We start from the raw sequence: 12069 nt of genomic DNA, 5'->3' as shown, positions 1-12069 counted from the left end.
CTTGCCTCCAACGTTGACATTGACCAGCACCTCAAGAGGCGACACGTCGCATCTCTAACTGGCCCAACTGTCGCATTACTAAATAGCCCCTACACGCTTAGATCACATAACATGTATTATGGAACTAAATGATTGATAATATTATTGGTTCTGTTCCTAAGGGATTGATCGAGGTTAACGATTCTGCATCTCCTCTTTCTTTTTCTTCAGAATTTCTTCCCACAACGTCTTGAAATCAATCAGCGCATATTACTCGAAATTCCGATGCTGCCCCGTTGGCTCATCCGTCATTTGGTGGGCTCTCTTGCTTCTTGAACTCCATTGTATATCCCAGCCGAAACAGTACTAAACCTACATTCCTGATCGAAGGATTTGTTCCCTCCATGAATAATTGGCTAACACGCGACCTTGATATTCCGAGGACGTCGGCCAAATCCGCATGAGACATTTCCTTTTCTTTAAGGGCTGTCCTCAGAGTTTCTTGAAACGCGATGATGTAGTCCTCTGAGACATACCTTTCCACGTCATCCCATCGTTTCATAATTCGTTTCACATCGATCCTCCGACAAAGTGCGTGAAATGTGCGTTGAGATACCTGAAGACCCGAAAGAAACGAACAAAACGTTTTGATCAGGTGCGTTCAGGCTGTGCTGGCGCAAGACAAGAAATGAGAAAAGCCCCACTTCGTTGGGACTTTTGCATTCGTCACTCGTCCGGATATGTCCCCGTATATCCGCAACAAGGCTTAACGGCGTGGCTGCAACCAAAGCGATGATCTTATTGCGTGTTCGAAAACGGTTAACGCAATGACTACCGAATTAAGCCAAAATACCATTCTAGAATGGTTTATACTTCCCGAATCTAACAATCAGCCTATGGTTTCCTGTTACTGATTCACGACAATGGGATGCCAGCCATTCAGACATGAAAAAACCGGCACGAAGGCGGGTCTTTCGAGGGAGATGCTAGAAAAGATCGTTCAGGTTAGCGACTTGCTTTTTCACGACAAATTACGGATATCGATGCGGGCACCGGAGAGCGAGGATCCAGATGCCTTCAACATCATCTGGAACCGTCCTAAATCCCAGGGAGCGCGGCCCCCCTCTCCCCCACAAGCCGAAAATTGGCATCCCCCATCCTTCGCCCGCTTCGCGTTCTGCAGGACGACCAGGAGCGAGAATCGCTGCGCGGATATTCGCCCTTGGTCGCGCCTTCAGCGTGGGTGGTCCCCCCTGCCAATTTTCCGCTTGTCCCCCTCTCTTCCGCTGATCTTGCTCGTGCGCGGGAGCAGGAGCAGGGCTCCTGCCCCTTACGGGACAGAAGGCCGCTTCGCGGAAAAAGGAGAAACCCACGTCCGACACTGTTAAAATCGCCCTCAACAAGCTGGACTCGGACCCGAACAATGTCAGCAAATCCTATTTCAAGGACAGCATCGACGAGCTTGCGGCCATCCTTCGCGCCGAAGGATTCCAGCCGCTGCAAAATTTTGTCGTTCGTAAAGGTGACAAGAAAGGCCGCTTCTATGTGACCGCAGGTGAGCGCCGCCGTCGTGCCCTTGCACAGCTAGCAGAAAAAGGGGAAGTCGAAGCCGACTTTGCCGTCAACTGCATGGTGAAAGATGCCGACCATGCAGCCGCCGTGTCACTTGCTGAAAACATCATGAGCGAAGACATGCACCCACAGATGCCTTTGAAGCATTCAAGGCTTTGGGCGATAAAGGAAAATCGGTTGCTGAGATAGCAGCGCGTTTTGCTACGACTGAAAACACCGTGACCCGCCGCCTTGCTCTGGCGCGTGTCGCACCGGAATTGATCGATCTCTACCGCAAAGATGAAATCAGCACCTATCACCTAAAGGCTTTCTCGATCACGGACGATCATGCGCAACAGGTGGAAGTCTGGAACAGCCTCAATCAATATGACCCGCATCCAAGCTCAATCCGCCGTCATCTGACCGAGGCTGAAATTGCTCTGTCCGCCAAAATCATGAGATTCATAGGAGTAGAAGCTTATGAGCAGGCCGGCGGTATAGTTCGCCGTGATCTATTTTCCGACAATGGCGGATTTGCCACCGATGCGGCTTTAGTGGACCGCCTTGTTATGGCGAAACTAGACCAGATCGCAGAACCGATCAGAGCCGAAGGCTTGGAAATGGGTTGAGTGTTTCAGCGAACAGCCGTCCGGCTTTTATAATACCCCCCGCATCTATGCCGATACTATCCCTTTGAGTGAGAAAGCGCAGGCGCGTCTTGATCAGCTTTGCACCGAATATGATGCTCTGGCTGAACTTATTGAGCATGGAGCCGCAGACGATGACGCCGAAGATAAAAAGGAGGCCATTGAAGCTGAAATTGAAATCATCAAAGCCAGGACAGAAGGATATGCCGCCGACGATATTGCAAGGGCCGGTGTCTCTATCTGGCTTGACTATAGCGGTGACGTTTCGATCTATCGCGGCTTGTTGCGCAACGACGATGTGACGGCCAAACCAAGCGTAAACAGCAAGGACGGCGCCGCAGAAACCGAAAAGGCAGCGCATTCCGCAGCGCTTTTGCAGCCCCTAACCGCACATAAGACCGCAGCGCTACAGATAGAAATGATGCACAACTCCGAAATCGCCCTTGTCGCCGTGGTTCATTCGCTGTTGCTATCAGCTTTCTATTCGGGTGCGAGTAGCCAATCTTGCCTGCAAATCACCGTGACAAAAGAATATCTGGAACCCTCTTTTGCGAGTTGCCGAAGTAAAAGGAACAGATGTTGCCGCTAAGGTTGGCGCTATGAAAAAGGCCGAAGCCGCAGCATATGCCGAAGCGCAGCTTGCCGAAAGCCAATGGCTACCGGAACCTGTACGTGTCCAGGGAACGCGTGAGGCAGATCAGGACGAAGTGTCCGCAGCGGCGTAAATGCCGCCAGCCGGTCGCGTTCATTCTCCGGCGCGACCGGCTATCTTCAAACTCTGCAATCCTGAAAATTTAAATGTATATTCCTTTTACGTGTGGTATGAAATTACCGCCTCTAAAGCGCGAAAACCCCATTATTTCATTGCTTTTAGGGTATATCCCGTTTAAGATATACGTATAGACGAAGCGGGATATACAAAGGCAAAATCTCATGACCCTCTACATACGTGATCAGTCCGTCGATGACCTTGCCATCAAGGTCGCGAAGCTCGGAAAAGCCCCAAACAAAACCGAGGCCGTGCGCCGCGCTCTGCTTAATGAGATTTCGCGTCTGGAGCAGGCCGAGCCGCTTGAGCAACGCGTGAAGAAAATTCAGGACGAGTTCAAACAGCTTGCAGGTCCCACACGGACGCCCTTCGATATGAAGGCGTTCCGGGATTCACTCTATGAGGATGACTAATGTATATCGATGCATCCGCAATCGTGGCAATCATCATTGACGAGCAAGATGCCGCGCACCTTCTGACCAGGCTGAAACAGAGCGCCAAGCCTATTTACTATTCGCCCGTGACGTTTTTCGAGGCAAGCGTGAGTATAGCCCGACAGTATGCAAATGATACGGTAGGGCCCCAAGTCCCAATTGCACCGGAGCATATTCAGAACGCACAGCGATTAGTGGAACAACTTCTGAAAACCCTAAATGCCTGCGAGGTGACAGTGGCCGCGAAGACGGGACGAATTGCGGTCGAAGCGGCGGCTACTTATGGAAAAGTTGTTGCTCACCCGGCGCGGCTCAATATGGGCGATTGCTTTGTCTATGCCTGTTCGAAAGAACTGCGCATTCCGCTGTTGTGCAAAGGAAATGACTTTCCGCAAACCGATATTGAATTGGCATGATTGGCGCGTTGATGGTTCGCGCACCCAGTCCAACCGATTATCTTCAAAGCTCACGCTAATTCGGTCAGCTTTGTTGATTTCCACGTAGAAGTGAGCCGGAGGGGGTACGGACGAAAACTTGGACTATCAGGGAGTTAGTTCATGTATTCCTACGAAGACCGGATGCGAGCAGTTGCGCTCTACATCAAGCTGGGCAAGCGCCCGAAAGCGACTATTCGCCAGTTGGGCTACCCAAGCAATAATGCTTTGAAGGGTTGGTACCTGGAATACGAGCACCTTCTTGATCTGCGTTTAGGATTTGCGCCCCGAGCCCCAAAGTTCACACAGGCGCAGAAAGAAGCGGCTGTTGAGCACTACCGCACGCATGGTCGTTGTGTTTCTGCAACGATGCGCGCTTTGGACTATCCCGGTCGTGCAACGTTGACAGCATGGGTTCGTGAGGCGTTTCCCGAAACCAGCAAAGCTGTCACTGGAAGAACTGGACGTCCACGATACCCTGATGCGCTGAAGAAGGCTGGCGTCGTCGGACTTTATAATCGGCAAGAAAGTGCGCAGGCTCTGGCCGAAAAGCTCGGCGTATGCAGACCGACACTGTATAACTGGAAAAACCAGTTACTTGGTCCGGAGGCTCCCGCAACATCAAACGCAAGAACAACTCACCGCCAGTGCCAGAGCGAAAAGAATGAGAGCGCCAGCTCGAAACACTGCAGCACGATATTCTGAAACTGCAGCTTGAGCACGACCTTTTGAAGAAAGCGACCGAACTCATAAAAAAGAACTGGGCGTCGATCTTCAACTCCTGAGTAATCGGGAGAATACGCTGGTGGTTGACGCCCTAAAAGATCTTTATCAACTCCCGGATCTGCTGCTCAGTTGGGACTGGCGCGCAGCTCATATTTTTACCATCGAACCCGCATGAGGATGAGCGACAAGTACCTCACTATTCGTCAAAACATCACTGAAATCTTCGAAGCCAACCGTCGATGCTATGGCAGTGATGAGTGAGCCTGTCGAGCAAAGCGCCCTATCTATCGGTCGCACCACTGCGAGTGGATTATCGATGGAACCGACAGCGATTGAATGCGTTGCTCGTATTAGGAGGAATGAACATGTCGATACGATTTCAGATAGCAGCACTGCTCAGTATCGTCGTTAATGCGGTTATTTTTGGCGTCGGCGCGATAATAGTTCTTTCAGTGCCATCTCTCGCAGTCGAGGCGAAAACGCTTTTGCCAGTGTGCGTTGCGATGAGCCTGATCATTGCTCCGCCTATCGCTTGGTGGATCGCACCGCGCTTGCGAAACAGATACTGGCGTCAACGCATTGCGACACGCTCGTAGTCACGCTTGCCCTCCCCGCGTCAGAATCTAATAGGGCGGGCCTTAGTATCCTGGAGAGACAATATGACGGAAACAGACCCACAACGGGCTTGGAAAATAGCGACTGATAACCGTGTGTGCTTCTACGGGTGGAATGGGAAGCAAGTTCCCATGTCGCCAATTGTTCGTAAAGAAGAAGGAACAATTTATTTTCTCGCGGATGCCGCCAGTGAAAAAGTCACGGATATTCAGGAAAAGTCCCCCGTACAGCTCACATTCTCCGATGAATCCGCCAATGACTATCTGTTCATTATAGGAGATGCACAGGTGTCAAATGACCGCGCCAAGATTAAGGAACTATGGACCCCTTTCGCGAAGGCGTTTTGGGATTCAGAGGATGATCCAGACATCCGGCTTATCGTGGTGTCACCAAACCATGCAGAATTTTGGGACGGCCCAGGTAGGATTTCTGCTACAGCGAAAATGCTCTATGCATCTGTCACTGGCAGCAAACCTGACATGGGTGATAACCGCGAAACCGGTATGTAGTGGGGTCGGATGGGTTACACCATCTTTGGATTGCTCCAACCTGATGCCAGCGTCCTTCACTAGTAGCGTATATAGGTTTCGGGGGTAGCCAATTCCTGAACCGCAAACGACTTCGCCACGGATGCAATTCAGTCTCAAGTGTTGGCTGAGTTGCATCCGTGTCTTCGCGGTATAATGCGCAATGACTTGGCTTTTTAAAGCTAAACCCATTTTGGCCGGTTCACGTCAGATATCGCAACATCGTGATCGCAAATGAGACGGTGATTGCTCCGCCTATGCGGGTTGCGATCTGTGCGAAGGGCATCAGTTCCATCCGGTTGGCAGCTGTAAGGATGGCAATGTCGCCTGTCCCGCCCTGACCGCTGTGGCAGCCTGCCACGATAGCGGTATCGATCGGATAGAGATGGACCAATCTTGCCGTGATGAAGCCTGTCGCAATGAGGGATGATACCGTCGCGAATACCGTCACCACTGTGGGAAGCGTGAAGACGGCGATGAATGTATCCCACGGCGTCAGTGCTACACCCATCGCAAACAGAAGCGGCCAGGTCACAATGGAAGAAAAAAACCTGTAAACCTTTCGGCTCCCATTTTCTATAACGGGATTAAACATCCGGCCTATTTTTGCCGCAACGACGAGAAACAGCATGGTGATGGGTGCGGGAAAAGCAGTCAGTTTTTGTATATATACGCCCAACAAATAGAGGCTGACGATCGTGACGCCGGCTGCAGCAATGTCCGTAATATCAAGTGGTTTCGACGATGTCTTCACTTTTGAACTCACGTTGGCCGTACCAGGCTGCAATTGCCCCTCGCCTGTCAATTGCGGACAGTACTTTCCCAATAGATTGAGCAAGCCGCAGAGAAGAACAGCGGTAAAACTCGCGAGCATCACGACCGGGATGATCTGAGCGAACAAGGTTTCCTGCGGTTGATGCAGAATGAGAGAATATCCCACGGAAAGCGGTATTGCCCCCTCACCCAGACCGCCGGCCATGATGGGCGTGACGATGAAAAACAGGCTGTGCGAAGCAGTCAATCCCATCGCCATTCCCACAAGGGTGCCGACGAGCAATGCAACAATTGAACCGGCTGCAAGCGGCAAAAGGATCTTCAAGAAGCCCTCCACCAGCACTTGACGATCCATGCTGATGATACTGCCGACAATAATAGCCGAAATATAAAGATAGAGAAAATTTGACTGCTTACAGAACGCTGTGACAGCACTTGCAACGGACGGTGGTATGAAGCCGTAAAATACTGCGGCAGAAGGCACGACAAATGTCATGATGGCAGCACCGCCCATCAAACCCAGGATAGGGATGCGCCTGCCCAACTCCATGAAGAAGAACCCACCAACCGACAGAATACCAATCGCCATCGTCAAATCAGAAGAAACCTTGTCGATTGACACGAAGCCAATGATCAGCAGCGTTAAAAGCATATAGATTGGAAGTGGCACAACGCCGATCCGAATGCTCTGCGCCGACCATAAAGCTGCGCGCCAGTCTGTTTTCTTCGCGCGATGTGCTGTCAACTCTTGATGGGCCATTTGTCCTCCTCAAACTCCTAAGACTTCCTGCTGGGCCGCTCGCCAGGGTTCGCGTCCTGCCGATTTTTCACACCCATTGCTGGGACCGTTGCTAAGAGCAAAAGAGATTGTTCTTCTGTGTGTTATGGTATTTTGCTAAAATCTGAGTTGATAAGTGACTGCCCCAGCCCATTAATCATTGGCCCAGCATGCACCGCTTTACCAAAAATATCTGTGCTGTGGAGCGTTGAGCGGCATTCCGACCTTTATCGTTGGCACAGCATCGCTGGCCGGACTTGACCGGACGCTTGCGGGATTGGGGCGAGATTAGCTACCCTCGCCCTCCCGCAATCGCTTCGCCTCATTGGATCGGCGGGCAACGGATAAGTCCGCAAGGCATGAGAAATCATCACTACTTTGGTCAATCGCAATCCATAAAATCTGCTCTGTTCGCCACATGAATTGCCGCAGCACCTCCATGAGCGCAATTCCCCACATATAGGGCCCTATAGAGAGGCTAGAGAACGATCGCGGCTTGAAGGGCTGTCCGTCGCCCCAGCGGCCTGAAAACTGAGCGATGCGTGTTTGATCATCTTTGGCGAAAAGCCAGAGGATCTTTGGTGGATACGGGATTGTCCGGTTCGATCATGTTCAAATATGCGCCGCAAGGCCAACCGCATCTTACCATCATTTATTGCCCGCGTTTTATCACTGGTTTCAAAATTGCAGCAGTTCTGCTTAATAGCCCCTGAAATGCGACGCGTTTTCCTTCTATAAGGGATCAGCAATTGTGGCTAGCCATCTGAAAAGTGAAGCCTTTCTGCTTCACGCACATAAGCGATTCCCAGGCGTGACGTCAGAATGTTTCGCAAATTTGACGGGAGCGTCGCAGCCTTCGCCGACCAGCTATGATCACTTGCTGAAAATCATCCCGAGGATGAGCGAGGGAAAAGTTCTCGATCTTGCATGTGGTGATGGCATTCTGTGCCAACGGCTTGAGGCGTCCAGGCCAAAGCTTACAGAGATAATTGGTGTGGATTTCTCTCCACATGAAATACGCCTGGCAGAGAGGACGGCACAATCATCCCGTATACGGTTTTTCTGTGGCCGTGCCCAACAACTCAACCTCGCTGCTAAAAGCTTCGACTACATTCTCTGCCATATGGCATTCATGCTGATGGAGAACATTGAGAAGGTGGTTTCGGAAATAGCACGGGTTTTGAAAGAAGACGGTCATTTCTCTTGTGTCATTCCAATTGCTTCAAAGGGAGGCTGTCGGGCGATCTATCAACGCTGTTTCGAGCATGTTGCGCGCGATTACCGCCTTTTATCGTTTGAAACCTTGGGCGACAGACGCGCACGCTCAAGCTCGGGGCTGAAAAGTCTGTTTGAGGCTCATCCCGCATTTCACGGCACAGCGGTCTTTGAAGAATTTGAAATTTCTCTCGAACCGGACCCACAAAGCCTTGTTCGGTTTTTTATGGGACATTACGAAACGAGCTGCCTTACCGACCAGGGCATAGAACTGCTCAGGCAGCGGTTGACAGCGGAATTTGTTGCAGAAAGAATGAATGGCACCCTGTCGCACGGTGTCGGCTTTCTGCAAATGACGGTCAGAAAACAACGCCGCATCGATGCGCTATCAGCACCGAACGCTGTTTTGGCATAAGCAGCTGGCGCGGGTAGAGAGGTCAGGAATGCGGCCCCTAGGGCAGCCGGCCGCTACCGCCCTCGTGCTGGCGCTCCATAAATTTGCGGGTCAGTTGCACGAGACATTCATGGGCTTTCGCCTCAGTTAACCCGGTCTGCAGTTTTCCTTCAAATTCGGCTGGTTCGTTTTTATAGGCCTCAATGACCGACCAGGTACCGTCTTCATCCTTTCGCAGCTTATAGCCGTTCTCTATCATATCATCTGTCCTCGTCATTCAACGCCACAGCGGCGGCATCCTGGTTGATCGGCCTGAGTTCACAACCTGGTCTGGCGTCAAGCAGGACTCATCGGGGCGCCTGCTGAGAACCTCAGTTGTTATGTCTTACAACGCATCTGAACTGACGGGGTTCCGTTTGACACTCTTTGAAAAACCAGGTCTGGCATTCGCCAAGCCACGATAATCTCCTCATTCCCATCCGCTCCATATACGGAGCGCCCGGTGCGGTAAGGAAGTCCCGCCAGACTGCGGCGTTCCAAACAAGTTGATCAAAGCGCTTCAAAAGCAGGCAGAATGGCTATTTGGTGAAGAACGCTCATTTCTTGCACCAAACGCATTGAGGCGATTGCAAGTGACAGTATTCGCCATGCGCCTCCCTCCATCCGATCGTCACGGCTTGTCGTCCGGCGCAGTCCTGCCCGCTTGTTTTCTGAATCGGTCGCCGCCCACGCCTTTATCTAAAAGACATGGTCTTGCTCATGGTGGCGCTTTGATGGTGCGAAAGCAAACAGCGTATTGCCGAAGGATCGACCTACCGCAGCGCGAAGTTTGCGGCAGGGCTTTGAAACAAGGCGCGGGCATCTGGTTATCGGCGATGCTTTTCCCAGCCTAGGAAATCCCAGGCCGTCCTTCACTCATAGGGCGCCTCAGAAAGCAACGTTGCTGCCATGGCCGGCTGGGGTAGCAGATCATTTGTGCAGCAGAATTCGACAATCCAGTAAACATGTGCGGAGGCAACCCTATAATATACGGTCTGCTGGACCCTGCGACGTTCCAGAAGGTTGAGCCGCCGCAAAGCTGCCAAATGCTGCGAAATGGCAGAATGTCCCGTTCTCATGGCGCGTGCGATTTCGCCGACCGACTTTTCTTCCTCAAGAAGAAAATACAGCACCAGCAAGCGCTTGCGATATCCAATGACACGGAAAAATGCGGCTGCCGCATCGAATTTCTTCTCGAGTTTTTCTGACTGAGGAAAGCGTTCCATCGATAACCCGTTATAACTGAATTCAGCCCACAAGGATCTTCGTCCATCGACCAGATCGACGGGGCGAGAAATGGTTGCACATAAACGCTATCCTGTCGGCCCGGCTCACCAACGCTGATGTTACAAATGCAACAAGGATTGAGACCGGCGTGGATAGAGCCGACTATGGATGCGTTGCGTAGCCCGGACGCCTCCACTTTCCGAACCCAGACGATGGCCGCTGCCATTCATCGGGAGGAGCACGCCCACCGGACCATCCGATCCTTACGCCCGGCCAACTTTGACTGCCCCATCCCTGAACCGTATCCGTGGCTCGAAAGGTCGGCGCCGTCAGGAAGGCCAAAACGACGACGGAAATCCGTGTGCGCTTAGTCTATTCCTTTCGGCCACCCAAGAAAATCCCAATTATTTATTGAGGGGATGCTTGAAAAACGACGGAAATCCGGGCTTCGGGAGCGGGGACGAAGGGCGCTGCATGATGCGTTTGCGCGGTCAGCGATCGCACGATCGGCGCGGCAGCGGTGGCCATACCAGTGATGGTGCCGCTTCAATATCGGGTCTTTCGACCATGCCTGTCGCTTAACATTGTTTCGGCAATGTCGCCTTTTGCAACTTTACCTGATAATTTCCGTTTCACACGCGCTGTCTTATCATGTTCGGGGACCCAATTTGTATCTTGAAATCATCATTGTCGTGCTTCTTACGCTTCTCAACGGTGTTCTGGCCATGTCGGAACTTGCCGTTGTGTCTTCACGCCCGGCGCGCCTGCGCGTTATGGCGGACAAAGGGAGCCGGGGCGCCCGGATCGCTATATCCTTGGCGGAAACACCAGGACGTTTTCTCTCGACCGTGCAAATCGGCATTACCCTGGTCGGTATTTTGTCAGGCGCATTTTCAGGCGCCACGCTGGGCGCACGACTGACCGGCTGGTTAGTTGATCAGGGCCTGTCTGCTTCCATCGCTGACGCATTGGGCGTGGGGTCGGTGGTGGTCTGCATCACCTATCTCTCGCTGATTGTTGGTGAACTGGTGCCCAAGCAGATCGCCTTGCGTGAGCCGGAGGCCGTCGCAAGCCGCGTTGCTCCCGCCATGGTTCTTCTGTCAAAACTTGCGGCGCCATTGGTGTGGTTGCTCGACACATCCGGTCGACTTGTGCTGAAACTGCTCGGGCAATCCGGTAAATCCGGCGACAGTGTCACCGATGAAGAAATCAAATCGGTGCTAGCCGAAGCACACCACGCTGGCGTGATTGAGACAGAAGAGTCGCGGATGATCGCCGGCGTGATGCGTCTTGCTGATCGAACCGCTCGGGGGTTGATGACGCCGCGGCTTGATGTGGAAATGGTGGATATTTCGGACGATACCGAGACTATTCGTGACCAGCTCAAAATTAGCAGTCGCTCCCGGCTTCCGGTTCGTGGCGATAATTCCGAGGAAATTATCGGTGTGCTGCAGGCACGCGACTTCTTTCATCAGCTTTCGACAAGCGGCGATGTGCGGATCCGCGACATCGTCAAGGATGTTCCAGTCGTCTCCGATTTTTCCGATGCCCTTGATGTCGTCGAGGCCATCCGTGGCACTCCGACCCATATGGTGCTTGTCTATGACGAATACGGTCATTTTGAAGGGGTGGTCACTGCAGGTGACGTGATGGAAGCCATTATTGGCGTAATGCAGGAAGACCACGTTGCAGAGCAGGCAATCGTGCGTCGCGCTGATGGCTCCTATCTTGTTTCTGGCTGGATGCCGATTGACGAGTTCTCCGAGTTCATGCGCTTCCCGATTGAGGCTGACGTTGAATACAACACGATTGCCGGCTTTGTGCTGGAGGAACTCAAGCATCTGCCCGAGGTCGGTGAAACCTTCAGTCGGAACGGATGGACTTTCGAGATCGTTGACCTGGATGGCAGACGCATTGACAAATTGCTGGTGAGTTCGCAACAGCAGGATGCAGAATAAAA

15 protein-coding genes are annotated in these 12069 nt (G+C 52.2%); 11 read left to right on the top strand and 4 right to left on the bottom strand.

Annotated elements, in window-relative coordinates:
* Window positions 1-280: 280 nt before the first annotated feature.
* Complete coding sequence (locus tag QBD00_RS23680; RefSeq protein ID WP_412535062.1) at window positions 281-541, bottom strand: helix-turn-helix domain-containing protein; 261 nt, start codon at window positions 539-541, stop codon at window positions 281-283.
* 761 nt (window positions 542-1302) lie between these two features.
* Here QBD00_RS23680 and QBD00_RS22995 point away from each other — a divergent pair.
* From QBD00_RS22995 to QBD00_RS22955, 9 genes are all read left to right on the top strand, one after another.
* Window positions 1303-1740: a ParB/Srx family N-terminal domain-containing protein gene (locus QBD00_RS22995; RefSeq protein WP_318580623.1), complete on the top strand. Its 438-nt coding sequence runs from the start codon at window positions 1303-1305 to the stop codon at window positions 1738-1740.
* A gap of 29 nt (window positions 1741-1769) precedes the next feature.
* A complete protein-coding gene (locus tag QBD00_RS22990; RefSeq protein ID WP_318580622.1) occupies window positions 1770-2159 on the top strand; it encodes a hypothetical protein in 390 nt (129 codons plus the stop codon).
* Between the two features lie 64 nt (window positions 2160-2223).
* Window positions 2224-2766, top strand: coding sequence for a hypothetical protein (locus QBD00_RS22985; protein WP_151095940.1), 543 nt, complete (start codon window positions 2224-2226; stop codon window positions 2764-2766).
* A gap of 10 nt (window positions 2767-2776) precedes the next feature.
* Window positions 2777-2902: a hypothetical protein gene (locus QBD00_RS22980; protein WP_268967541.1), complete on the top strand. Its 126-nt coding sequence runs from the start codon at window positions 2777-2779 to the stop codon at window positions 2900-2902.
* A 208-nt stretch (window positions 2903-3110) separates the two neighbouring features.
* Window positions 3111-3359 carry a type II toxin-antitoxin system VapB family antitoxin gene (locus tag QBD00_RS22975; RefSeq protein ID WP_140906385.1) on the top strand — a complete coding sequence of 83 codons (249 nt, stop codon included), beginning with the start codon at window positions 3111-3113 and terminating at the stop codon, window positions 3357-3359.
* Window positions 3359-3796 (top strand): type II toxin-antitoxin system VapC family toxin, encoded by a 438-nt coding sequence (locus QBD00_RS22970; RefSeq protein WP_151095937.1) that lies wholly within the window; start codon window positions 3359-3361, stop codon window positions 3794-3796. Before QBD00_RS22975 ends, QBD00_RS22970 begins: the two co-directional genes overlap by 1 nt.
* A gap of 141 nt (window positions 3797-3937) precedes the next feature.
* A complete protein-coding gene (locus QBD00_RS22965; RefSeq protein ID WP_412535061.1) occupies window positions 3938-4519 on the top strand; it encodes a transposase in 582 nt (193 codons plus the stop codon).
* A gap of 386 nt (window positions 4520-4905) precedes the next feature.
* Window positions 4906-5136, top strand: coding sequence for a hypothetical protein (locus QBD00_RS22960; protein ID WP_151095934.1), 231 nt, complete (start codon window positions 4906-4908; stop codon window positions 5134-5136).
* Window positions 5137-5199: 63 nt separating this feature from the next.
* Entirely contained in the window at window positions 5200-5664 is a 465-nt protein-coding gene (locus QBD00_RS22955; RefSeq protein WP_318580621.1) for a pyridoxamine 5'-phosphate oxidase family protein, read from the top strand.
* A 220-nt stretch (window positions 5665-5884) separates the two neighbouring features.
* Here QBD00_RS22955 and QBD00_RS22950 read toward each other — a convergent pair whose 3' ends face one another.
* On the bottom strand, window positions 5885-7216 hold the full coding sequence (locus tag QBD00_RS22950; protein WP_151095928.1) for a 2-hydroxycarboxylate transporter family protein: 1332 nt from the start codon (window positions 7214-7216) through the stop codon (window positions 5885-5887).
* 895 nt (window positions 7217-8111) lie between these two features.
* Between QBD00_RS22950 and QBD00_RS22945 the strand changes: the two genes are divergently transcribed.
* Window positions 8112-8864: a class I SAM-dependent methyltransferase gene (locus QBD00_RS22945; protein WP_151095925.1), complete on the top strand. Its 753-nt coding sequence runs from the start codon at window positions 8112-8114 to the stop codon at window positions 8862-8864.
* A gap of 37 nt (window positions 8865-8901) precedes the next feature.
* Here QBD00_RS22945 and QBD00_RS22940 read toward each other — a convergent pair whose 3' ends face one another.
* Window positions 8902-9102, bottom strand: a complete 201-nt coding sequence (locus QBD00_RS22940; RefSeq protein ID WP_191793995.1) for a hypothetical protein — start codon at window positions 9100-9102, stop codon at window positions 8902-8904.
* Window positions 9103-9754: 652 nt separating this feature from the next.
* Entirely contained in the window at window positions 9755-10108 is a 354-nt protein-coding gene (locus tag QBD00_RS22935) for a metalloregulator ArsR/SmtB family transcription factor (protein WP_151095919.1), read from the bottom strand.
* A 669-nt stretch (window positions 10109-10777) separates the two neighbouring features.
* On the opposite strand from QBD00_RS22935, the gene QBD00_RS22930 reads away from it, so the two are divergent.
* Window positions 10778-12067 (top strand): hemolysin family protein, encoded by a 1290-nt coding sequence (locus QBD00_RS22930; RefSeq protein WP_318580620.1) that lies wholly within the window; start codon window positions 10778-10780, stop codon window positions 12065-12067.
* The last annotated feature ends 2 nt before the right edge of the window (window positions 12068-12069 follow it).

The organism is Ochrobactrum sp. AN78 (assembly GCF_029909885.1).
In the GTDB taxonomy this organism is placed as follows: domain Bacteria; phylum Pseudomonadota; class Alphaproteobacteria; order Rhizobiales; family Rhizobiaceae; genus Brucella; species Brucella quorumnocens.
Note: the sequence above shows the minus strand (reverse complement) of the source record. Positions and strands in the feature narration are given on the sequence as shown.

Bases quoted from the DNA above. Each gene is read 5' to 3' on its own strand.
- QBD00_RS23680 (WP_412535062.1), bottom strand. From the start codon at position 541: ATGAAACGATGGGATGACGTGGAAAGGTATGTCTCAGAGGACTACATC.
- QBD00_RS22980 (WP_268967541.1), top strand. From the start codon at position 2,777: ATGAAAAAGGCCGAAGCCGCAGCATATGCCGAAGCGCAGCTTGCCGAA.
- QBD00_RS22975 (WP_140906385.1), top strand. From the start codon at position 3,111: ATGACCCTCTACATACGTGATCAGTCCGTCGATGACCTTGCCATCAAG.
- QBD00_RS22970 (WP_151095937.1), top strand. From the start codon at position 3,359: ATGTATATCGATGCATCCGCAATCGTGGCAATCATCATTGACGAGCAA.
- QBD00_RS22965 (WP_412535061.1), top strand. From the start codon at position 3,938: ATGTATTCCTACGAAGACCGGATGCGAGCAGTTGCGCTCTACATCAAG.
- QBD00_RS22960 (WP_151095934.1), top strand. From the start codon at position 4,906: ATGTCGATACGATTTCAGATAGCAGCACTGCTCAGTATCGTCGTTAAT.
- QBD00_RS22955 (WP_318580621.1), top strand. From the start codon at position 5,200: ATGACGGAAACAGACCCACAACGGGCTTGGAAAATAGCGACTGATAAC.
- QBD00_RS22950 (WP_151095928.1), bottom strand. From the start codon at position 7,216: ATGGCCCATCAAGAGTTGACAGCACATCGCGCGAAGAAAACAGACTGG.
- QBD00_RS22940 (WP_191793995.1), bottom strand. From the start codon at position 9,102: ATGATAGAGAACGGCTATAAGCTGCGAAAGGATGAAGACGGTACCTGG.
- QBD00_RS22935 (WP_151095919.1), bottom strand. From the start codon at position 10,108: ATGGAACGCTTTCCTCAGTCAGAAAAACTCGAGAAGAAATTCGATGCG.